General features: G+C 45.2%; 19 protein-coding genes. 3 read left to right on the top strand and 16 right to left on the bottom strand.

Annotated features, from left to right (window positions below; all coding sequences use genetic code 11):
• Window positions 1-500: 500 nt before the first annotated feature.
• The 5 genes from BJR36_RS14825 to BJR36_RS14805 form a co-directional block, all read right to left on the bottom strand.
• A complete protein-coding gene (locus BJR36_RS14825; RefSeq protein WP_091235782.1) occupies window positions 501-1,880 on the bottom strand; it encodes an ATP-binding protein in 1,380 nt (459 codons plus the stop codon).
• Window positions 1,880-2,584 carry a LytR/AlgR family response regulator transcription factor gene (locus BJR36_RS14820; protein WP_091235779.1) on the bottom strand — a complete coding sequence of 235 codons (705 nt, stop codon included), beginning with the start codon at window positions 2,582-2,584 and terminating at the stop codon, window positions 1,880-1,882. Before BJR36_RS14820 ends, BJR36_RS14825 begins: the two co-directional genes overlap by 1 nt.
• A gap of 112 nt (window positions 2,585-2,696) precedes the next feature.
• Window positions 2,697-5,582: a glycoside hydrolase family 3 protein gene (locus BJR36_RS14815; RefSeq protein ID WP_091235777.1), complete on the bottom strand. Its 2,886-nt coding sequence runs from the start codon at window positions 5,580-5,582 to the stop codon at window positions 2,697-2,699.
• Window positions 5,583-5,847: 265 nt separating this feature from the next.
• Window positions 5,848-6,813, bottom strand: coding sequence for a Gfo/Idh/MocA family protein (locus BJR36_RS14810; protein WP_091235822.1), 966 nt, complete (start codon window positions 6,811-6,813; stop codon window positions 5,848-5,850).
• A gap of 134 nt (window positions 6,814-6,947) precedes the next feature.
• Window positions 6,948-7,730, bottom strand: coding sequence for a helix-turn-helix transcriptional regulator (locus BJR36_RS14805; RefSeq protein WP_091235774.1), 783 nt, complete (start codon window positions 7,728-7,730; stop codon window positions 6,948-6,950).
• Window positions 7,731-7,878: 148 nt separating this feature from the next.
• Here BJR36_RS14805 and arfA point away from each other — a divergent pair, with 148 nt between their 5' ends.
• Window positions 7,879-9,384 (top strand): arabinosylfuranosidase ArfA, encoded by a 1,506-nt coding sequence (arfA, locus tag BJR36_RS14800; RefSeq protein WP_091235772.1) that lies wholly within the window; start codon window positions 7,879-7,881, stop codon window positions 9,382-9,384.
• A 124-nt stretch (window positions 9,385-9,508) separates the two neighbouring features.
• On the opposite strand, the gene BJR36_RS14795 is transcribed toward arfA, so the two are convergent.
• The 8 genes from BJR36_RS14795 to BJR36_RS14760 all read right to left on the bottom strand — a co-directional run bounded on the left by BJR36_RS14795 (window position 9,509) and on the right by BJR36_RS14760 (window position 18,581).
• Complete coding sequence (locus tag BJR36_RS14795) at window positions 9,509-11,080, bottom strand: ABC transporter permease/substrate-binding protein (RefSeq protein ID WP_091235769.1); 1,572 nt, start codon at window positions 11,078-11,080, stop codon at window positions 9,509-9,511.
• Between the two features lie 3 nt (window positions 11,081-11,083).
• On the bottom strand, window positions 11,084-12,211 hold the full coding sequence (locus BJR36_RS14790; RefSeq protein WP_091235767.1) for an ABC transporter ATP-binding protein: 1,128 nt from the start codon (window positions 12,209-12,211) through the stop codon (window positions 11,084-11,086).
• A 297-nt stretch (window positions 12,212-12,508) separates the two neighbouring features.
• Complete coding sequence (locus BJR36_RS14785) at window positions 12,509-13,135, bottom strand: GntR family transcriptional regulator (RefSeq protein ID WP_091235766.1); 627 nt, start codon at window positions 13,133-13,135, stop codon at window positions 12,509-12,511.
• Between the two features lie 127 nt (window positions 13,136-13,262).
• Window positions 13,263-15,035 carry a putative glycoside hydrolase gene (locus BJR36_RS14780; protein WP_091235765.1) on the bottom strand — a complete coding sequence of 591 codons (1,773 nt, stop codon included), beginning with the start codon at window positions 15,033-15,035 and terminating at the stop codon, window positions 13,263-13,265.
• Between the two features lie 20 nt (window positions 15,036-15,055).
• Complete coding sequence (locus BJR36_RS14775) at window positions 15,056-16,180, bottom strand: polysaccharide deacetylase family protein (RefSeq protein ID WP_091235763.1); 1,125 nt, start codon at window positions 16,178-16,180, stop codon at window positions 15,056-15,058.
• A gap of 104 nt (window positions 16,181-16,284) precedes the next feature.
• Window positions 16,285-17,133 (bottom strand): zinc transporter ZupT, encoded by an 849-nt coding sequence (gene zupT, locus BJR36_RS14770; RefSeq protein WP_091235760.1) that lies wholly within the window; start codon window positions 17,131-17,133, stop codon window positions 16,285-16,287.
• Between the two features lie 66 nt (window positions 17,134-17,199).
• On the bottom strand, window positions 17,200-17,907 hold the full coding sequence (locus BJR36_RS14765) for a DNA alkylation repair protein (RefSeq protein WP_091235758.1): 708 nt from the start codon (window positions 17,905-17,907) through the stop codon (window positions 17,200-17,202).
• A 107-nt stretch (window positions 17,908-18,014) separates the two neighbouring features.
• Entirely contained in the window at window positions 18,015-18,581 is a 567-nt protein-coding gene (locus BJR36_RS14760; protein ID WP_242875595.1) for a DUF1801 domain-containing protein, read from the bottom strand.
• Window positions 18,582-18,796: 215 nt separating this feature from the next.
• Between BJR36_RS14760 and BJR36_RS14755 the strand changes: the two genes are divergently transcribed.
• Both BJR36_RS14755 and BJR36_RS14750 read left to right on the top strand, forming a co-directional pair.
• Window positions 18,797-18,985: a type II toxin-antitoxin system HicA family toxin gene (locus BJR36_RS14755; RefSeq protein ID WP_091235756.1), complete on the top strand. Its 189-nt coding sequence runs from the start codon at window positions 18,797-18,799 to the stop codon at window positions 18,983-18,985.
• 19 nt (window positions 18,986-19,004) lie between these two features.
• A complete protein-coding gene (locus BJR36_RS14750) occupies window positions 19,005-19,403 on the top strand; it encodes a type II toxin-antitoxin system HicB family antitoxin (protein WP_091235753.1) in 399 nt (132 codons plus the stop codon).
• 82 nt (window positions 19,404-19,485) lie between these two features.
• Here BJR36_RS14750 and BJR36_RS14745 read toward each other — a convergent pair whose 3' ends face one another.
• From BJR36_RS14745 to BJR36_RS14735, 3 genes are all read right to left on the bottom strand, one after another.
• Window positions 19,486-20,799: an MATE family efflux transporter gene (locus tag BJR36_RS14745; protein WP_091235751.1), complete on the bottom strand. Its 1,314-nt coding sequence runs from the start codon at window positions 20,797-20,799 to the stop codon at window positions 19,486-19,488.
• Window positions 20,800-21,087: 288 nt separating this feature from the next.
• Complete coding sequence (locus tag BJR36_RS14740; RefSeq protein WP_091235749.1) at window positions 21,088-21,636, bottom strand: DUF5104 domain-containing protein; 549 nt, start codon at window positions 21,634-21,636, stop codon at window positions 21,088-21,090.
• The coding region (locus BJR36_RS14735) for a DUF4474 domain-containing protein (RefSeq protein ID WP_091235746.1) at window positions 21,597-23,755 on the bottom strand (2,159 nt) is incomplete at its 5' end. The genes BJR36_RS14735 and BJR36_RS14740, both read right to left, overlap by 40 nt.

The following is a 23,755-nucleotide window of genomic DNA, read 5'->3' as shown; positions in this document are numbered from 1 at the left end:
CAAGCCGGATAGCTTGACTCTTGTTTTTATATTACCACGGGAACCCTGCAAGAAGCAAAAAAAACCTGCCTCCTTCATATAACCTTTTCAGTATGGGTTACTGCTCACTTCGTGATCAGTAACACGCTCCGCGATGTGCAGAAATGGTTGAAATTCACCATTTCGTGCTGCAATCCCCGGGTTTTATATGATTTTCACTTCGCTACACTCACGAAAATACCTTACGCCAGATGACATGTGAACAGCAACTCAGAATGTTCACTTAATTTTCAAAATATGTTCATAGATTGAACATATTCCAAAGATATAATAAATATATCAAATAACCCACTTACATGATTTTTTCATTTCACATACTCTTTTTCATAATAGCCGGCAGGATGAACTCCTGACGGCTACTCCTTTTTTCAATCAACCGTTTAATAGTTCCTCTCCTATAAAAAGTAAGCCGCAAGCTCCGTTCAAAGGAGCTTGCGGCTTGCTTTTTCATTTCACCATAATCATCTTTTTCCAGTTTCCGCTTCCTTCAGCAGCCGGGTAAACTCTGCGGGAATTGGTATGACAATCTGCAGCATGAAAATTCCATTTTCCAGACTTGTATATAAGGTGCCTCCGTATTTTTCCGCCAGATGCTTCATGCTCTTCATGCCAAAGCCATGGAAATCCCAGTTTTTCTTTGTGGTTACCGGTATGCCGTCCACAATCTGCAGATTCCCCTCATAATAATTATTGGTCTGGATGCAGAGGAAGCTTCCATTGGCAGAAATCGTAAGGCTGATGACCCTCTTCTCCTTGTCCCTCTGCCTGATGACGCATTCAATGGCATTATCAATCGCATTTCCAAGAAGCGCATAGATATCAAGTGTGCTCATAAAATCCAGCTGGTTTGCATCTACAATACAGGAAAGGCGGATGCGGTGTTTTTCGCAATAAAGGCTTTTTTCCGACAAGATCGTGTTCAGCACCTCATTCTCCGTCTTCACCACCGTATCGTATATCATGATGGACTCTTCCACTTCTTCAATATACCTTTCCAGCTCTTCACTTTTCGCTTCCTTCAATGCCTGGATCTGATGCTTCAAATCATGGCATTTATGGTTGATCATCTCGATGTTTTCCTTGGACAGCCTGTACTGCTTCTGCCTCTCATGGAGCAGCTGCTTTACGATCTCCTTTTCCCTGTTCAGGGTACTGATGCGAAAAATGCTGTACTGTACCACCAGCACCAGCGTACAGCTGAAGAAATCATAAGTTGCACCCTTATAGTTGACCTGGCTGTAATCCGTTGTTCCGCTCAGGAATATATCCTGTCCCAGAAAGGCAGTGAAGAACAGCACCACGAGCATGACTAGGAAATAGAGGACAGTCTGGATACTGTCTTCATACAGGATTCCACCGCAGGCTTTCAGTTTCGCGGCAAATATCCGAGCAATCAGATAATACCAGAGAGCGCAGGTCACAATGCATATCAGAATATATAGCCACAAGTTATTTGTAACTTCCTTCCATATACCCCTGGCAATCACTTCGTTTACCACAACATATTCGATATGCTGTACGGAATATCCGGCTATGCCCATAAACAGGGCATCGCTCAGGGTTATCACATAGCACATGCGGATATGTATCAGGGACAGGATCACCAGAAAAATATACCAGGAAACAGATACCGATTTTGTTAAGAAAGAAGAATGAAAAGCTTCTGTCCATGACTGGATCTGCAGATAATTGACTGCAATCGCGATAAGCAGCGCATATCCTATGCTGGATTTCATCCAGAAGTTTTTCTTTCTTTTTGCGAAGGCCCATACAAAAAGCTGCTCAGCTACAAGAAGCTCAACAATAAAACGTAGTTCTTCAAACACATTAAGTGCATCCATTATTGCATCCCTCCTACATATCTGGTGAATTTCATCAAAAATTCATTCTTTTTATTCCTGCTGATCTGCAGATCATCACCGCCGACTTTTACGATATTGCCACTGATTGATTCCACGTATTTCAGGTTTACCAGGTAACAGTGGTTGCTCCTGACAAAATGGTATTTTTCAAGGCTCTCCTCTGCTTCCTTCATTACCCCTCGGACTGTGTAATTGCCTTTGGCAGTATGATACAGCAGATAATGACGAATCACTTCAATATAGCGGATGTCCGATACATGCAGGTGTACCACGCCTTCCTGTGCATGCAGAGTCAGTTTTTGGTCCTGGTTTCTGGCGATATAGCGGATTGCTTTCTGAATTTTCAGGACAAAATCAGGATAGGATACCGGTTTTATCACAAAATCGACAGCTTCCACTTCATAACCGTGAATGGCATACTGGGCCATGTTGGTGATGAACATCAGCACCACACGGGAGTCCATGCGCCGTAGTTCTTTTGCGGTCTCAATTCCATTCAGTCCCGGCATCTCGATATCCATCAATACCAGATCATAATCCCTGCTGTAATTGTTCAAAAAGTCATTGGGGTTATGGAATACTGATACCTGTATGCTCATATTATTTTCTTTTTCAAATCTTTTGACATAATCATCCAGTAAATCCGTTGCCTTTTTATCATCATCGATCACAGCCAGCTTCATAGTTATCCTCCCAGAAACATTTTTATAGAAATCATCATAACGATTCAGAGCACCTGATCGTTTAACCTCAAAGAACTCTGCAGCCGTTTCCGGCTACAGAGTTTCAATCTGATTATTCTTCTGTTACAATTTCAATATTGCGTTTTTTTTGTTTCATCAGTCTTCTTGTTAAGGATATAACTGCTGTGGCAACCAGAATGCCGGCGACTGCATCAACTGTAATTAATGCCTTCTGCCAAAGCGGCATGACTGCGACCACTTTACTTCCTGCTGATAATCCGTTCATTGCATTGCTGTTTGCAACTGCATATACAACATTCTTTGCTGCTCTCTGCATGTTTGTTAACACAGTCGGTGTCATATCCTCGTCTGTCAAAGTCCAGAGTGTTGCATCCGTATTCAGCCACAAGTCTGTTCCTGCTTCAAGTCCTTCACGGAGATCCTCGTAAGCAAATACAGAGTAGGATGCCTGGTCTGTTACAACCATTCCTTCGAATCCCCATTCATCCCTCAGAGTTGAAGTCATAAGTCCGTAATGCCCACCAGTCCATCTGCATCCGATCCTGTTCATGCTTGCCATCATGCCAAGCGCATCGCCTTCACGAACAGCAATTTCAAATGGCTGTAAATAAAGTTCCCGGACAGACTGCTCATTTGCAAACATTGCACCGCCGACGCGGTTGCATTCCTGATCATTCAGGGCAAAATGTTTTACTGTAACCACAGTTCCTTTTGACTGTGCTCCGGCAACTGTGCCTGCGGCCATCTTACCTGAAAGGAAACCGTCTTCTGAGTAGTATTCAAAGTTTCTGCCACTGTATGGCGAGCGATGGATGTTGCATGCCGGCGCATACCATACTGCCACGCCAAGCGCCATGCTGTCTTCGCCTATACATGCACCGAATTCTTCCGCTAGATCCAGATTCCAGGTAGAAGCGATTACTACTTCCGGTGGATAAGAGGTTCCGCTTTCACCACCGACCAATGTACCCGATATGCCGGCAGGGCCGTCTTTATCTATTGTAGCCGGCAACTGAATCGATTCGACGCTATTGGTTGCATATCCACCGACACGTACCAGCTGATCCAGCTCTTCAGCAGACATCTGTTCTGTCAGGACATTCCACAATTCATTCTGATACTCTTCCCCGATCAATGTAGCGGCATTCAATTCGCCAATTTCTTCACTGATTGTATCTGTTACAGGCCCTTCCGCATTTTCAGCTTCAGAGAAGGAAATCTCTAAATCTGCCAGCATTTCATCAGATGCTGTCAATACACCGTCCGCATATGTTGCCGGCCAGGTCTCGGTCCAGCTGCTTCTGCTTAAATACTGGAATTCAGGATCGTAATAGCTCATGTCAGCTTCTTCAAACTGATTTGTAATCGCATTTCCCGTATCCTGGGATACCGCATAAGTTTCTGCATCCAGCTTGTCTACCGTTACTTTTGTCGTAAACTCTGCATTTCCATCATAATCCATACCGTCTGCCGTTGTTTTTCCTTTTGCAGCCAGTATATTGTTCAGCGCGTCATGGGCATTTTCGCCTGCCGCGAAGTAGTAGTCTCCGGCGTCAACGATATAAGTGCTGTATCCCTTTGCGTCATAGGTCTTCATTTCTTCTTTGTCTACTGAAACGGTTACGGTCTCACTCTTACCAGCTTCGATTTCAGCTGTTTTTTCGAACCCTGCCAATTCGACAGAAGCTTTTTCAATCCCATTCTCTTTGTCATAATCGGTATATGGAGACTGCATGTAGATCTGCACGATTTCCTTGCCTGCCAAATCTCCTGTGTTTGTTACGGTCGTCGTGATTTCATAAGTATCCTCTGTTTCACTCACCGTGAAATCAGACCACTCAAACTCTGTGTAGGACAAGCCATATCCCAACGGATACTGTACTGCTGCCGTATAGTCGTAATTTGCTTTGTCTTCATTTCCCAGCACAACATCCTCATATCTTGTTTCATAATAATGATATCCCACATAGATGCCTTCGCCGTATACCATGTAAGCGTTACCGCGGTCCACTTCACTGTTTGCAATGCTGTATTTTCCAAAGTTTTCCATGCTCGGCGCGCTTAAAGAATCATATGCGTAGGTGTCGACCAATGCTCCGGACGGATTCACTTCACCTGCCAGCACATCGGCAACTGCATAGGCACCGGTTTCACCCAATGCACCGATCCACAGACATGCATCGACATCGTATTCTTCCAGGAACCCTAATTCCATTGCGTTCTGTGTATTCAGCAGCACAACAACCTGATCGAAGCTGTCGCATGCCATCTGAAGCATCGCTCTTTCATCATCATCCAGCTGCAGGTAGGCGTATCCGCTTTCCAGCGGCGCCGAAGAGAGATCTGAACTTTCACCTCCGGAACGGCCAATCACGACAACCGCTGCATCGCTATACTCTGCAAAGCTTGCTTTCACTTCATCTGTATAGACATCTTCCGGGACTTCGTTCACCGCAAAGGAACCCTTTCCGTATACGTCAGGAGTCGTTTTTCTGTAAGTGGAACCCTCTCCCGATTCATAGAAATCCCATAATGTCTGATTGAGTGCAAATCCTGATTTTTCAAATGCCATTTCCAAATCAACTGCTTTTGCAGCATCAACGGAACCAGCTCCGCCTCCGCCATAGACAGGGTCCACGCTGTCCTGGCCGAATATACTGATTCTGGCTCCGGATGCCAAAGGAAGTGCATCATTTTCATCTTTCAGCAGCACGATGCCTTCTTCTTCTATTTTCGTGCCAATTTCCTGCAAATGTGCAATTCGCTCTTCTTCACTGTCAAAATCGCTGGTATAGTACTCTGACGATTCACCCGCAGCAGATACGATCTTCTGGTTCGACTGATTGAAATGTACCGAAATAAGATTCTGATATTTCAGTGCATAATAGTTTCCAACTACAAGACCTGCTACAATTACAACGCACAAAGCATATGCAACTGCCGTTGTTACTTTTGAAATATGTTTTTTACCTTTCATTGTGATCCTCCCGTGTTTTTGTTTTTGTTTCTTTCTTACACGGAAAGAATAGCATAAGGGCATAACCTGTTGGGTTTTCAGGCACATCTTGTGATCTGTCTGGCATATCCTGTGAAACCTGCTACACAGTTCATAGGGTTCAAAGTCCCCCTATGTCCGTGTCTTTGTTGATTACTTCAAACTGAAGGCCCTTAAGCTGAAAATCGTCCAATTCGGCATCTCTCAACGGGATATCGGGAATTGTCGCAGGATGTTCATGGTTCCTCTATTCTCCATGTATCTGCCTTAACACATCTTCAAACACCCTGGCCACCGCAATATTATCCCTGTGAGGCATGATCCCGCTCTCTGTCTTTCCGTTCCTGAAAAGCTCTGCAAAATGCTGGATTTCATAGCAGAACCCGTCTTCAAATTCAGATTCGAACATTTCGCACAGCTGATGGTTCTTGTCATACAGTTCCGTTTTGCGGGATCCCAGGAAATCATAGACCACCACATATCCGTTATCACCATAGACATACGCATCCCGGTTCGTTTCAGCGCGGAGGCCGCAGCTCAGGGTTGCCAGTGCCCCGCTTTCAAACTTCATCGCCATTGCCAAATAGTCATCTACGCCCGTCTCGCACAGGGTTCCTGTCGCTTTGACTTCCAGAGGATTTTCATCCAGGATTCCGGTAGTGAATGCAATCGGATAAATGCCGGCATCATAGAGACTTCCTCCTGCCTTATCTGGATTGTATAGACGGTGAGCCGGATCAAACGGGAAATTAAAACAGAACGACGCCTGGACAAGCCTGACCTGTCCGATTCTTCCTCCTGTTACCCATTCCTTCGCCTTCTGAAAGGTCGGAATGAATCTGGACCACATGGCCTCCATCAGCAGCACTCCGTTCTCTTTCGCCAGACCAGTAACTTCTAATGCCTGCTGCTCCGTCAGGACCATCGGCTTTTCGCATATAACGCCCTTTTTATACCCGATGCAGAGCTTGATCAGCTCATAATGGCGGTCGTGGGTCTGGGCAATGTAGACCACATCAATGGATGGATCTGCCGCCAGTTCGGAATAGTCCCAGAAATACTTTTCTACGCCATATTCAGTTGCAAACTGCCTGGATCTGCCTTCGTCAGATGATGCGACCGCAGCCAGCTCCACCCCTTCCACCGTTTTCAGCACCTTTGCAAACCGGTGTGCTATGCCTCCAAGACCCATAATACCAAATTTCACTTTCATATTACTGTACCTCTCTTTCTTGTCAAATACTCCATACCTGACATGCTGCTTCATTTTGTTCTGACTCTATTACACACAAATAAAATTTATCCAAAAACATCATTCTCCCACAGCTTTTTTCCTGTCCCTTATTTCTATGTATCCATCTTCCCATACTGGCTCGGCGCACATCCGCAGATCTTTTTAAAGCATCTTGAAAAGTGGTAGATATCATGGAACCCTGATTTCTGTGCGACCTGGCTGATCTGCAGCGCTTCGTTCGTCATCAGATATTTTGCTTTGTCGATGCGCGCCTGGATCAGCTCTGCTTTGGGGGTCGTATAGAACAGCTTCTTATATCCGGCATAAAGCTGGCTTTTTTCCAGATTCATGATCCGGCACATCCGCTCCACGGGCCAGTCTTCTTCGCAGTAGGACAGCATCTGCAGGCGCAGGGACTGGAATTCCGCATACATGGAGTTCTTCACTGATTGCTTCTGCGAAATGCTCCGGTATTCACGGTCCATATAAACCAGAAGCTGCCGCACGTATGCATCAAGCTGGTTTTCATAATGCAGTGCCTTCTCCAGATATTCCCTGTGAATTTTCCTGATGTACCAGTTGATTTCATCAATCCCTTCCGGGTAGAAGATGGTGTTGAGAGGTATCCCGTACTCCGCTTCCACGTCCTGTTCAGAATCGGGAATGAAATGCACAAAGCTGTTATAGAATTCCGTACAGGCCTGATATTTCTGCGCAAATCCAGGTGTGTACAGCATACATGCGCCGGGCTTTGCCAGAACCTCCTGTCCGTTTATTTCAAAATTCATGGGGGCCAGAACCAGAAGAAACAGATAGCTGCTGCTTCCATTCGGCCGGTAAATTATGTCATTATCCGGATTATGGATATTATATCCACAAAAATCAATCATATACATCGTCACTGCTCCTTCCTGTTCACTATCGGACAAAATGCCAAATCAAACGGATGAAAATCTATTTATAGGAGATGTTCCCTGATGCTATAATACAACAAAATCCACGAAAAAACACTACTACTTTACCAGAAAGGAATTTAAAATCAAAATGAAAAAAGCAGCTATACACATTGACAGACATTTTATCGTCGGAGAAGTTGACAAACGCATCTTTGGTTCTTTTATCGAACACCTGGGCCGCGCCGTATATGATGGCATCTATCAGCCGTCCAGTCCCCTTTCCGATGAACAGGGATTTCGCAGGGACGCCCTGAAACTGATCCGCGACATCAATGTCCCGATCGTCCGCTATCCGGGCGGAAATTTTGTATCGGGCTATCACTGGGAGGATGGAATCGGCCCGAAATCCGAACGCCAGCCGAAGCTCGACCTGGCCTGGACGGTCATTGAAAGCAACCAGTTCGGCCTGAACGAGTTTATGGACTGGACGAAAAAAGCGGATACCAACGCCATGATGGCAGTCAATCTGGGAACCAGAGGCATTGAGGATGCAAAAAACATCGTCGAATACTGCAACATCAAAAAAGGCTCCTACTACAGCGACCTCCGGAGAAAGCACGGCTACGAGGAACCATATGACATCAAGCTTTGGTGCCTCGGCAACGAGATGGACGGCCCATGGCAGATCGGCCATAAGACGGCAGAGGAATACGGCCGCCTCGCCCAGGAGACAGGCCGCATCATGAAAATGGTCGACCCTTCCATCGAGCTTGTGGCATGCGGAAGCTCTTTCCTGCAGATGCCCACATTTGCATCCTGGGAAGCGACCACCCTGGAGCACTGCTACGACCAGGTAGATTACCTGTCCCTGCACCAGTACTACGGCAATCCGGACAGCGAGACTCCCGACTTCCTTGCAAGCTCCGTTGCCATGGACGAATTCATCAACTCCGTTGTCTCTATCTGCGACTATGTAAAAGCAAAAAAAAGGAGCAAAAAATCCATCCATCTGTCCTTTGACGAATGGAACGTATGGTACCACTCCCATGAGCAGGACAGGAAGCTGGAACGCTGGACCCAGGCTCCCCATCAGCTGGAGGATGTCTACAATTTCGAAGATGCCCTCCTGGTCGGAAGCATGCTCATCACCTTATTGAAACACGCGGACAGGGTAAAGATCGCCTGCCTGGCACAGCTTGTCAATGTCATCGCTCCGATCATGACCTCGGACACCGGCGCATGGAAACAGACCATCTACTATCCATACATGCATGCCAGCGTCTACGGCCGCGGCACCGTCCTGCATACAGTAGTGGAATCCCCTGTCTATGACAGCAAATACGGCGATGCGCCTTATCTCGATTCCGTACTGATCATGAATGAGGAAGAGGAAACGCTCACACTCTTTGCAGTGAACAAGAGCCTGGATGAGAGCATGGAAGTCAGCTGCGATCTGCGCCAGTTCTCCGATTACAGAATTGTGGACCATATGGTCCTGGCCCACGACGATCTGAAGGCAGAGAATACGGAAGCGAATCCTGACAATGTTGCCCCGAGATCCTCCGGTAACGCTGCAATCAGCCAGGGACAGCTGACTGCGGTACTGGAAAAACAGAGCTGGAACGTGATACGGCTTGGGAAGATGGGCCGCTGATTAAGGCAGGTACCTGTGACAGATCATTGGCGCCGTGCTTATCCATATCAGTACGATTTTCGTTAACTATCAAGCAAGGCGTCTTTCCCCTCAATCCTGAGGGCAAAGACGCCTTGTTTGATTATTATTGAATAAATCCATTGGTGATCAGGAATTCCCTGGCAACCTCGTCCGGTTCCATCTGGAGTTCATCCACCTTATAGTTCAGTTCTACCATCACTTCATCTGACAGGGCTCTGCCTAGTTCTCCCACAATATCCTTAAGTTCAGGATAGGTTTCCAGCACTTCTCCCCTGATCATAGGTATCGCATAGTATGGCGGGAAGAAATTCTTATCATCTTCAAGGGTGACCAGATCGAATTTTTTCAGGAGTCCGTCTGTCGAGAAGGCATCCACCACATCTGTTTCACCATTCATAAGCGCTACATACCTGGGCGAACCGTCAAGTCCTGTAGCATCTTTGAATTCAAATCCATAGTGCTTCTTAATTCCTATGATTCCATCTTCCCTGTTCAGAAATTCAAGGGTTGTTCCGGCTCTCAACTCTGATCCATAGGCTGCAAGATCGCTGATTTTACTGAGTCCATATTTTTCTGCAGTCGCTTTTGTTACCGCAAGCACGTAGGTGTTGTTGAATCCCATCTGGTCGAGCACTTCAATACCAAACTGATCCTTCATGTCTGCTTTCACAGTATCATAGACTTCCTGCATGTCGCTTATCGGCGGGTAATTCAGCGTGTCGCCGTATGCCGTTCCGCTATAGTCCACATACATGTCTATATCTCCTGACTTCAATGCCGAGAAGCATACCTGGGTTCCGCCAAGGTTTATTTTTCTGTCTACCTGGATATCTGTCCTGTCTTCAATCAGATCTGACAGCATATGGGCAAGGATATGCTGCTCCGTGTAATCCTTGCTTCCAATTGTGATTACTTTGTTCCCTGCCACAGCACCTCCGATTGAGGTGAATCCAAACATTACGGCAATGGCCGCTGCCGTTAAAGACAAAGCCCATTTTTCAAGCTGTCTGATTTTTTTCTGCGCCTTCCTTGATCCTTTTGCATTCTGCAGGCTCACAGGAGTAACGAGCTTTTCAACAAGTCCTACAAGGAAGTCTGTGAAAAGTGCCAGCAGGCAGGCAGGAATAGCACCTGCAAGTATCTGGCTGTTGTTGACGGTTCTTATTCCGGAGAACACCAGGTATCCCAGGCCTCCGGCACCGATAAATGCCGCCATTGTCATAAGTCCTACTGCCGTCACGGCAGATATCCTGACACCGGCCATGATGACGGGAAGCGCCAGTGGTATCTGGATTTTTGTCAGAATCTGCAGCCTGTTAAGTCCGATCCCCTTCGCTGCCTCCACTGTCTGAGGGTTTATGCTCTGTATACCGGTAAAGGTATTCTTTATAATCGGCAGAAGGGAATAGAGGACAACCATTACAATTGCCGGAAGTGTCCCGATTCCCAGAAACGGGATTGCGAATCCAAGGAGGGCCATGCTCGGAATGGCCTGGATCACGTTTGCGACTCCAAGCACGGGCTTATTCAGACTCTTTGCATAGCTTATCAGAATCCCCACCGGCACACCGATCAATATGGCCAATCCTACCGCTATGACCGTCAGCTTAATATGTTCTATCGTAAGGGAAAGTACCTGTTCCCTGTTCTTCATTAAAAATTCAAAAAAATTCATCTATTACACCGCCTCTTCTGAAATGTACTGCTGGCTCAGGGTATTCACAAGACTGCTCTTTGTGATCAGTCCAACCAGCCTTTCCTCATGATCGATTACCGGAATATTGGAAGCTTCATTCCCATCAAACAGCTTTAAAATATCTATCATGGATTCTTCAGGCAGCACACTTATAAATTCTGTATTCATAATATCTCCGACCTCTTTTGTACGGTCGCTCATTTCCTGTATCTGTTTTGCATTTACAACGCCGATCAGCTTTCTTGATCTGTATTCAATTACCATCAGACTGTCCACATTGCTTTTTCTCATCTTTTCCCTGCAGCTCAACAGGGACATATTGCTCTGGCAGGTTACCGGCGAATCCAGCATGATATCTTCGGCTTTGATAAACTCTGGAGAGGCCCATATCCTGTTCTTTCCGACGAATTCAGAAACGAATTCATTCACCGGATTTTTTAGTATATTTTCCGGCGTGTCATACTGCAGAACCTCACCGTCCTTCATGATGCATATCCTGTCTGCAATTTTTATGGCTTCATCCATGTCATGAGTGACAAATACGATTGTCCTTTTCAGCCTGGACTGAAGATCCACGAGCTCTTCCTGGAGTCCGATCCTGGTAATAGGGTCAAGCGCCGAGAAAGGCTCATCCATAAGGATAATCTCCGGGTCCGTTGCAAACGCTCTCGCAACTCCTATTCTCTGCTGCTGTCCGCCGCTGAGCTCCGACGGATATCTGTCCAGAAATTCTTCAGGATCCATCCCGACCATATTCATAAGATCATAGGTACGGTTCTGGATCTGCTTTATATTCTTCTTTTCGACCTTTGGAATAATCTCAATATTCTCCCGGATGGTCATATGCGGAAACAGCCCTGTCTGCTGGATGACGTATCCGATATTCCGGCGAAGCGCTATGACATCCTTCTTTTCAATATCCATACCGTCTATATATATTTTCCCGGATGTCGGTTTGATCAGCCTGTTTATCATCTTCAGGGTGGTTGTCTTTCCACAACCGCTGGCACCGATAAATACCACCAATTGGCCGCGTCCTATTTCAAGGGATACATTTTTCAGAACCTGCTTATCTTTAAAACTTTTAGTTACATCTTCAAATTTAATCATGTAAAACCTCCTCATTGCTTCAAGCAACAACTTTACATTTCGATTGAGTTGTCGGCAGTGACAACTTCATTCTATCACAAGGTTGTTTGTTTTGTCAAATCATGAGCGAAGCGAAAGTCACAGAAAACCCGAGTCATGTAACGCGAAATGGTGTATTTTGTACCATTTCTGTGCATCGCGCAGCGTGTTGCTGGTCACAGAGCGAACAGTAACCAATACTGAACAATAACACACACTCCTGTGAGACAAAAAAACTGCCGGCAGGGAGATCATCGTTCATCCCTGCCGGCGGTTTTTTTATGAATAAAGAAATTTTTGGACACGTGACTTGCAGTCTTCGTCTCCAACAAAATAGAAGATGTCATTCTCCTGAAATATTGCATAAGGTCCAGGGGACATGATCAGCCCATTATTTCGTTTTATGGCAACAATCGTTGCTGATGTATTATGCCAGAAGTTGACCTCTGCCACTGTTTGATCCACAAACGGGCACTCCGAAGTGATCTCCGTTTCGAATGGAATAAAAGGATTGATATACTGAAGCCTCTCAGTCTTATCCATGAGCTGCGTCAGGCAGCTGTTGAAGTATTCCAGTTCTTTCCTCTGCCTTGCCACACTGTTTTTCAGGTCATTTTTGATATCATTCACGGACTCTGTCGCATCATAATGGTGGATGAATTCCAGGGCCTTTTCGTAGGATTTTATGATTACTCCGCTTCCCTTTGTCGTCTCCACTATCCCCAAATCGGAAAGTATGCAGATGGCCCTTCTTGCCGTTTCAGAAGATACGCCGTACTGGCTCGCTATAGCCGATCTTGCATAAATCTTCTCCCCTATTATGTAATTCTTTTTCACTATTTTCGAAGCAATATCCATTGCTATCTGCTGATATCTTGGGCTTTCCACCCTGATTTTCCTATTCATCTGATCCCCCTGATAATTAATAACACTGTTCTGTTCTTAAAACACGCTAATCGTATCATGATATGACGACGCTTTCAATCATAAAAACCGCTACAGGATGAATTCCTGCTGCTTCTGGTTTCTAACGTTATTTTTTTATTACCTTATATACATCGTTCTCAAGAACGATATGATATGTTACTTCTTTCCTCACAGCCTGTTCTGTGCCGGAGCCGTATTCTGCATTTACCGTTGCCGCATACTTCCCGTCTCCGCTTTCCGCAACATTGAGAATTTCATAGTTCCCAAGCCCTGGCAGTGCGGCTTCCATTTCCGACGCGAACTGATCATAATCTTCCTTCCGTTCGGAAATCGGGGTCAGGAGATAGAGATGGCTGTAACGCCTGCTTTTTTCGGCATCCAGATATCTTTTCAGCGCTACCTCCGGCGTCCGCGCCAGAATATCCTCCCCGGCATTCCGGATGCTTTGGTTGACACGGTCATGAAAAAAGAAGCTCATAGGATCATAGTTGTTCGAAGCGCTCCAGATGATATACTCTTCGATTCCCAGTTCCAGCCCTGCCACCATCTGATCTGAAATGGCTTTTGCATCATATTCGATGTGGCCTTTGATCCAGGATGCAGTGAATCCCTGGAACCACGGCCTGATTGCGCCCGGCTTCTTCTGGGCCGCATTCCTTTCGATCGCTTCCATCAGTGCGGCTCTTGAAATCTCGTAAGGATGCTGGTCAGGCACCTCAAAGCCGTACAGCCCGGTTCCGTAATGGCTCGGATAGATCATGGGGCAGACAGAATCGACCTGGTTCGCGATTTTTCTCCAGGTCTGCCCGATATCTTCCGGTATATCGTCCCAGGACCTGGTTATGAAGCCGAACACATCCGCAGACAGGTTGACGTTGTAGGGTTCCAGCTCCTTGCGGGCATACTGCAGAAACGCTTCAATCCCCTCATCCTTATTTCGGTCATTCCTCCCCGGGAAATCCGTGATCGGATTGTAGGATTTTGCCCCATCGGGAAAACGCACATAATCGAACTGGATCTCATCAAACCCTCTGAGGGCTGCTTCCTGGGAAACAGACACCACATATTTCCACACATACTCATCAAACGGATTTACCCAGGATATGCCTGCCCTGTCGGTGTAGACGCCTCCTGTCTTCAGCTGGATGGCATGTCCCGGCTCGGTTTGTGCAAAATACGGATCCTTAAATGCCACTACCCTGGCAATGCAATAGATGTCGTTCGCCTTCAGGTAGTCCATCAGTGGGCCGTAATTTTTCAGGGGTGCCGACCAGTTTGACTTGATTCTGTTGACAGCCTCGATATCGCTGTTCCATGCAACCAGTCCGTCGTCGTTTTTGACATCAATGACCAAGGAATTGACCTCTGTTGCTTTGCAGATTGCCAATGCCTTTTCCAATTTGTTGATGTCGTCCATCCGTCCTGTGTCCGCAGGCAGGCCTGACTGGCCGCTGATGGAGCTGATATAAGCCGCATAATATTCAATATCGGTCTCATCGAAGTTGAAGCCTGCCACATTCGCCGTCAGATAGAGAGCCTTCGCCTTTACGGTTTTGATTTCCGGCTCTTCTCCCAGGGCTGGAAGGGGCACGTAGAATTCCCCTGACTGCTCTTTTCGCTGCACTTCCAGGGCTTCCCTCGCTTTGAGCCGTTCCGCCAGTTCCCGTTCTTCCTGTTCCTTCTTTTCTTTTTCTTCTTTTTCTTCCTTCTCTTTTTCTTCCTGGCTCTTTTCTGCCTGCTCCTCCTTGGAATTCCTGCTGTCGTCCGAATTCGCATTCTCATTTACGGAAGCCTGGGGCGCAGCTGTCTTGGCTGAACATCCAGCTAACATCAGACTCAGGATCATAATAAGGACTGGCATCCGCATATTCTTTTTCATAACCTACCTCTTCTTCTATATTATTGCGGGGAATAGGGATTGAGTTCCCTGCCACCCGTGTTGCTGATCATCTCCTGTTTTCCTTCCGGGATGGTGACAATGCCCTCCACCCCGTCGCTGACGAACCTCTCCTGTGGATTCCGGTCGAAATAATCAAGATAATTATAAAGCCCCACGTTATCCACGTTCATTTCGCTGGCCCTTATTCTGGGTATGCTTTGATAGTCAAACCTTCCATCATAAGGGGAGTATCCGGGATTCCATCCGACATTCAGGACCGCTATGTTCTCGTAGGTAACGCCACCAAAGCTTCCCGAAGCCAGGTACCCAGTCAGAGTCTCATCCTTCGGCCTTGCACCAAAAGGCAGCGCAAGGGTATTCACCTGATAGCCCTCTTCTTCTATCATGCCTTCCAGGTACTGGGCCTGGGAACCGATCTGCTCCTGTATTTCCTCACCTGCTGCACTCTTGAAGTTGGCGTGTCCCTTCGTATGATTGCCCACATCCATTCCCTGATCAATGAGGAAATTGATCTTCTGGCTTTCAAGCCCTTTTTGGCCAAACGGTCCGTCTCCATTCAGAAAGAACGTCGCTTCAATGGGGAAATCCTCATGCTCCTCATGGAAATCCAGCAGCATCCCCACGGCTGATTCCGGATCGACAAGCCCGCTGTCGAGATATTGGAAATTATTCAGATTCCCGTCGTCAAAGGTTATGACCACCGGGGTATAGCCCTGCTCCGTTGTGATCTGGCCCGTCACATACTCCTTCAGGCTGATCGGCCTGTAGCCTTTTTCATATAAGGTATTCAGGTCCTTCAAGAAGTTGGCCGGAGTCCTCGTCCATTCCTTTTCTTCATTTCCGATATTATGATACATCAGCACCATTATTTTTCCGGCTTCGTTGGGCTTCAGGTTCAGATCGATACCCGACTTCGGATCTGCTGCCGCAGACTCATCAGGCACCGGATTCCCGGTATCCGTCTCTTCCTGCTGCATTTCCTGGGACGTTTTTTCTGTCTCTGCTGTTTCTGTTTCATTTACTGCTTCTGTCTGTTCTTTATTTTCATGCAGGGGCACCGAAGCACGACCGCACCCTGCAACTAAAATGGCGGTTATGATAACCGCCATGATTTTCTTTCTCATATGGAAACCTCTCAATCAACATACTCTTCAAGACAACATGGATCTTATCTGTCTAGTATACATGATTTTTCTGGACTTTTCATCAAATGCGGACAATTTGTTCACTAAATAAAGAGCAGCAGACTGACAGCCATGACCATCATTCCTGCCACAAGGCCATACATCGACAGATGGTGTTCCCCATATTCTCTGGCTGAGGGAAGCAGTTCATCCAGAGAAATGAAGACCATGATCCCCGCCACCAGGGCGAAAATAATTCCCATCAGCGCATCGCTCATGATCGGCATTAAGACCAGATAACCAAGCAGGGCGCCTACCGGTTCCGTGAGACCCGATAAAAAAGAATACAAAAAAGCTTTCCTCCGGCTTCCGGTTGCAAAGTATATAGGGACTGAAACAGCTATCCCCTCAGGTATATTATGGATCGCAATGGCCACGGCAATGGGAATGGCAACCTTCGGTTCCTGCAGGGCCGCAATAAAGGTGGCAAGACCTTCCGGAAGATTATGGATGGAAATTGCAATCGCTGTGAAAAGTCCCATGCGCAGGAGTTTCTGGTTCTTGATTGCCTCTTCCCTCCTTCTGATCTGCTCCACATGATGGCCCTCGTCCGGGTGTTCTTCGTTCATCTCTTCAATCGAGTGAAGTTCATGGGGATTTTCAGAGGACGGGACCAGCTTGTCAATGATGCCGATCAGAAATATGCCTCCAAAAAAGGATATTACTGTTATCCAGGAGCCTTTTACCGGGCCAAGCTCGCCCATCAGGCTGGTCCGGGCCTTAAAGAAAATTTCGATCATGGATACATAGATCATGACTCCCGCCGAAAACCCGAGACTGATTGCTAAGAATCTTGTGTTGCTCTTTTTTGTAAAAAATGCGAGGGCGCTGCCGATGCCTGTACTGAGGCCAGCAAACAACGTGAGCGCAAAAGCAAATAAGACATTTTCCATTGTTTTTTCCTCCTTGAGTCATTTCTTTTTATGGCGCAAAACGTAATGTTTCAGAGCCGGGCCCTGTCAACACCTTACATGTTTACGCTTAAAGCCAAGCCTTCCTTTTTGGGCTTCCTTTTCAATATATTCGATTGCAGGAGTCGTCTGGTAGGGACTCTTTTTTACTGAAAGCTCTACCATTCCTACCTCTCTGGCAATTTTCTTTGCTTCCTCATGAAGCGGCATATAAGAAATCCCGACCGCCATAATAAAATTGTTCATTGCATATTTCGTACGGTCAGGCTGGCCATTTATGGTTTCACCCACCCGGATAAGCATTGACAGGAGCTTGTCTTTATCGAATTCGCTATCCTTCCGATTCCCTAGCAGCCAGTTGTAGCAGCTCCAGCCTGCAGACATTTTCAGATCTTTACCGCTGTCGATCCAGGCGTCGGCGACCTGGAATGCGATGTCTGTTTCAGCAAGGGTTACCGCCACGATAAAATCAGAGATCATATAACAGTAGGCGCCTTCCATCCATCTCTCAAAATCTTCTGCCGTCATTTTCTCAGGTTCTGCAATCATGCCCGCCAGATACATGGCGTCATAATTCCCCGTTTCATAAAGCTGCTCTGCCAGAGGCTGGTTGTATTTCAGCTTTTTAAACAGCGGCTTCATATCACTGATTGTTACGCCAAAAACCGGTTCTCTCACGCCGTTGCTCATATAGCTCTTTTTCGTGCGCTCTTTCCCCAGTGACTTCAGTTCATTCATGATTTCCTTTACTTCCATGCGCAACTTTCCCCCTTCATTTTGCCATCCGACTCACAACTAAAGTCACGAGAATGCGATGGTTGTTTTTCAAATCAGCATGCAGCCTGAAGATGCGATGTTCCACCTTATTTTTCCGGCCGGCTTTTTCTATAAATTTCTATATATTCCTCCACAGTCATTTTTGTGCAGAGTTCTCCTATTAATTCCTTTGGGATTCTGCTCATTTTCTTAAGCCTGATACAGCTTTTCCCCATGTCCAGTTTTCCAATCCCCAATGCTTCATAGGATTTTTCAAACCATTCCGTAAGGGGTTTATCCGCATACAGGCCCATGTGGTAAATTGCAATGTAGCCCTTCTGGTTTGCCAGCCCCATAAAGGGCAGCGGTTCCCCTGGATTGGCATGATAGCCCTCGGGAAAAAGCGCGTGGGGCACCGCATATCCGATCATTCCATATTGCATCACCTCTTGAAACCCTTTGGGCAGATTCTCCAGAATCGCCTGCCTCAGTTCCGTTAATGCAGCCCTGCGCTCTTCCGGCTGCCGGCTGATATAGTCTTCCGGGGTCATTGGCTTTTCGATAGGTCTGCTTTCCTTTTTCATGGATTCACCTTCCTCTCTGCATAGATTTCTGGTAACTGCTTTCTGTTTTCTATTTTCTGTTTTCTGTTTTCTGTTTTCTGTTTTCTCCATTATAATATAGATTGGCTTTGCTTTCCAGTCTGGCTGCTTCCTTCCCTGATTTTCAGATTCTATTGCTTCCTCCGGCAGAAGCATTCATGTGTATTCACGGTGGCGTGCATGCCCTGACTTTAAGATATTTCGTTGGATTTTAATAAGCGCCACCCTTGACGTACGTATTATTACGTGTTATATTTTTCATATAATAGCAGAAGGAGATATCAAGCATGCCGATGACACCAAAGGAAATGATAAAGCTCCTTGAGCAGAACGGCTTTCGGGAGCTTGGACAGGACGGTTCACATAAATTCTTCGAAAACAAAGAGACAAACAAGAGAACCACCGTCCCTTATCATAGCAAAGCCTTGGGCAAGGGCTTAGAAAACAGAATCTTGAAGCAGGCGGGGCTCAAATAGCCCTGCAGGAGGTAATCATATGAAAAACAAATTATTTTATCCTGCTATCTTCGAACCAGACGAAGATGGAGCTTTTACTGTATTTTTCCCAGATGTTGAAGGATGTGTGACTGGCGGAAGCAATATGGAAGAATCCTACGAACTCGCTTTCGATTGTCTCGGACTTGTCCTCTCCTATCTGGAAGATAACAAAGAAGAGATTCCGGCTCCATCCAAGCCCCAGGACATCAGCCTTGAAGAAGGGCAGTTTCTGGTTGTAATCGAGTTTGACATGATGCAGTATAAAAAGAAAAACAACTCTAAGGCCGTAAAGAAAACCTTAAGCATTCCTGAATGGCTTAACGAGGCAGCCATCGCACAGGGTATCAACTTTTCACAGGTGCTCCAGGAAGCTCTGATGACAAAACTTGCAAGATAGTGCAGAATATAATATTCATGGGGATTGAAAAAGCGCGCTGGCTCTAACCAGCGCGCTTTTTTATGGTATGGAGGTATAAGTCTTACTTTTCCCCTCTAAACCCTCTGCCAAAAAAAGCAACAGCCAAAACTGTAACAACCCCTTCCGTAATCGGAATAGTCAGCCATACCCCATATAGCCCTGCCGCCTGTGACAGCAAAAATGCCATCGGGATACTGATCACAATCCCCCTTGACAAGGATACCACCTGTGCTGACAACACTTTTTCCGTGGATGAAAACAGCATGGCCGACACGATATTAAATCCCATAAATGGGATTGCAATAAAATAAAGTTTTAATCCTGTCGTTGCAATCTCGTGCATCTTCACATTGTGTCCGCTATTGAATATTTCAACAATCGGTTCTGCCATTCCAAACGTGAACCCATAAATCACAATAGAAATTACAAGCATTGTAAGGACCCCATAGCGGAATATCTGCCGAATGGTTTTCGTATCACCGTGTCCATAGGCACGGCTTGTAAGGGGCTGCATTCCCTGTGCAATCCCGGTATAGATGGCGGTAACCACCAGTGACAGGTTGGCGATCACCCCATATGCCGCCACCCCAACATTCCCCTGGATATTCAGAATAATCATGTTGAATACGATCATGACGATTCCCGAGGCAACTTCTGTAATCAGCGATGGGAAGCCAATCTGAACAGTCGCTTTCACAAGGTCCAGACTGACTGGCGTTTTTATAAGGTAAAACTGATTCTGCTTTTTCATAAAATGAACCGACAATATACAGAGGCTGATCACCGGAGCGAGTCCTGTTGCCAGCACGGCTCCCAGGATTCCCATCTTCATCGGAAAAATGAACAGATAATCCAGAATGATATTGGAAAAGCTTCCTGTCAGCATCGCAATCATAGACAGCTTCGGATTGCCGTCGTTTCTCACAAAGCAGATCATAATGTCATTCAAAATAAATGCCGGTGCAAACAGAAGGATTACTTTCAAATATGTTTTCGTCATGGCAAAAACAGTCTGGTCCGCCCCTAGCAGCGATGCAATCTGCCCTGAAAGGAAAATTCCCGCCAGGAAAAAAACGGCCATCATCACAGCCCCTGTGAAGACTGCATTTGTGAAGACTCTCTCCGCATTCTTCCTGGATTGCTGTCCTTTAAAGATGGCATATTTCGTTGCTCCTCCCATGCCGATCATAAGTCCGGATCCGTGCACGAAACTATAGACCGGGATTGCCAGGTTCAGCGCAGTCAGCCCGTTTGCGCCAAGCCCTTTTGATACAAAAAAAGTATCCGCCAGAATGTAGCAGGACAACCCTGTCATGCCGATCACATTCATTACGGTATAATACATAAATTCTTTTAAATTTGACAACTGTTTCATTTTTCCTCCATCATTATCCTACGCAGAACGTTTTTTTATCATAGGGCGAACTTCCGCTGACAAAAAAATAGCGCCAGCCTTTCCATCTTCTTAGACCTAACGATGGAAAGACTGACGCATAACTCTTTTACCCGGTGGCAAAAGACCGTCTGATATTTTATTTTTGATTATAGTAACATATTGGCTGATGGCTTGCAACCCCTGAACCTGTTTATGGTGTCAGGTACCGCATACTTCCTATTTTCATTGCATTACCCCTTCATACCAGTTTATCCATAACATGTTCTTTTAATCACCACTTTCCTCCGCGTCAATAATATACTGTATAATCGGTGTATCATCTTTGTCATTGTTTAACACCACATTGATATATGCAATACCTAACAATTCCGGATTTTCCTTATTAATAAAATAGTACATATAGCTAATAGTATACTTCTTACCACCAGTCGTTTTTATATTAACTATTTCAGGAATGGCAGATTTTTCTACCCATTCCCAATCTGTAGTAGCACCACCAGAAAGAGCACCGTCTGGTTCATCATAGGATATGATGTCCCCATCCATAAAATCAAATATACCACTGATTTCTTTATCCAGCTCTGAGTGTGTTTCTTGAAAATACGGACACAACAATGCCTTTACAGCCTGTAAATCTTCAATTACCAGGGCTTCCATTAATTCATTGCTGACTTGTTCCGTTATCTGTTCATCCGTAAGATAATCCCCACTGGACCTGACGCATCCGCTTAATGACAAGAAGATCAGACACAAAAACGAACTCAAAAATATCTTTCCTATTTTCGTTGCGTTACCCCTTCGTACCAGTTTATCCATACCATATGCTCCTTATCATCAAAAATCATCTCTAAATTATACTTAATATAAATACCTCTATCTTTATCGTATTTATCTTTTAATGATGCATATATCTCAGTATGTTCTGACAGATCAACAGTTCCAATTATTGCCATTAATTCTCTGTCCGGTTCTATAAAATCCCGATTCTGTCCACTAAAGCCTGTAATCCACCACTGGTCTTCCTCCGGTGACCAATTGAATATATTTTCAATACTGCTCTTTCCATAATAGTTGTACAAACTCAAGTTCATAGGCACTTCAAAATCAACGGCATCATACTGTTCGGTTCCTGAATAGATGTCAGGAGATGTATACAAGCCCATCTCTGCTCCGCTGTGCAGATTCCAGTAATCTCCTTTCCATAACCATAACACATATTCTTCTGTTCCAACTGAAAATTCAACTGGTTTATAATGCATATATGAGCCAATCCTGAACACATCATCATAAAAGTCATTATACCCAAAGTATCGCTGCCACGTATCCGGTTGGGAATGATAAGCAGCCTTATCTTCGTCATATACAAAATTCAACAAATATGCCCCGGCAACAGTCGCTGCCTTTCCTTTACAAAATCGTTTGATAATCAAGGCGGCTGTTCGGATAGCGTATTTATTGGAATTTACCGATTCTCTTGATTTTAAAATGATTTCTACACAAGCATCTGCTATTTCCTGACTATTTGGAATACTGACTCCCAATTCTTCTTTTATCAATGCTGATAATTCCGGAATCTTTAATCCATAATCATTATTATATTCTGTTGAAGCAACGCCGCATTGCTGTCCCTCCACATGGTTATCCCAGAAACCAGTTAATCCGTTTTTATTAGCAGGTTCTGGATCTATCGGTGCCACAACCACTCCTTTAGCTATTCTGGCTGCGTTATCATACAAACCATCTCCATCTGTATCAATACTTGCTGGATTGGATTTGAATTTTCCAGTGACACGCACCTTGGTTTTGTCTTCATTATATTTATATTTAAGCTCGACAATTTCCTCACCATCAAGCAAGCCATCTCCATCTGTATCCGGATTGTTTTTATCCAACTTAATTTTAACACCATTAAAAATGACCATATTATCTTCGTAGTAATCCGCTATTCCATCCGAATCACTATCCGTTCCGATATCGATTTTATTGTTTATATCATTATAAATTTCTTCCAGTTGACCTGCATAGGATGCAAGATAAAACATACCAGCTGTATTATTTGCCAAAGACACAACTGTTGAATGCTGACTGGTATCAGATGTTTCACCATCACTTAATACCACCATCATCTTTAAGGTTTTCTCATCTGTTGATTCAAATAATGAAATGCCTTTCTTGATTGCAGTATACATATAAGTACCACCAGATGACTTGAAATAGCTGCTATTTAAGAAAGATTTTGCTTCTTCTTTGTCTTCTGTCAGTGTTGAAGTCAATGCTGTTGCTGAACTGGTAAATTTAATAACACCTACTTTACTATCAGCAGGAAGCTTTTCAACCAGACTCTGCGCCACTGCCAATCGTTGGTTTGTTCTATCATTTGATGTCATGCTGCCTGAATCATCTATCACAAGTACAAGTTCAACACTGTTAAAACCTTCTGTATCCCATTCGTCAATCCATTGATACGAATCTTCATATACCACTCTGTTTATCAGAATGTATGTGGAAAAATGGTTTGTCCGGGCACTTGCTACATTTCCAGAAACGGTTGTATCCAAGGGTTCTAATTGCTGCTCCTCTTCATTAAAATAGTATATAATTGGTTCAAAGTCTTTTGTTTCCAATAGTTCTTCTGCAAATTCAAAATGAATCGTTGCTGCATCAAATGTACCATCCACACTAAAATCATATGCTTCCCCTATATAACCCGGGATTGTTTCTGGAAATAAAAACTCATTTTCTGCGACTTCTACATTCAGTGTTTCCACCTGCGCACCCGTAAGTTCTATATCAACAGACGCTTTTACCTGTCCAGCATTTTCTGATGATACAGATACCTGAAAACTTGTCTGAAGTGTAAGTGGATCTGTTCCTAATTCAATCTCTTTTCCATCTGAAACTCCATCTTCATCTGTATCTGCCTTTAATGGTTCTG

This window comes from Anaerobium acetethylicum (assembly GCF_900096945.1).
In the GTDB taxonomy this organism is placed as follows: Bacteria; Bacillota; Clostridia; order Lachnospirales; family Lachnospiraceae; genus Anaerobium; species Anaerobium acetethylicum.
Note: the sequence above shows the minus strand (reverse complement) of the source record. Positions and strands in the feature narration are given on the sequence as shown.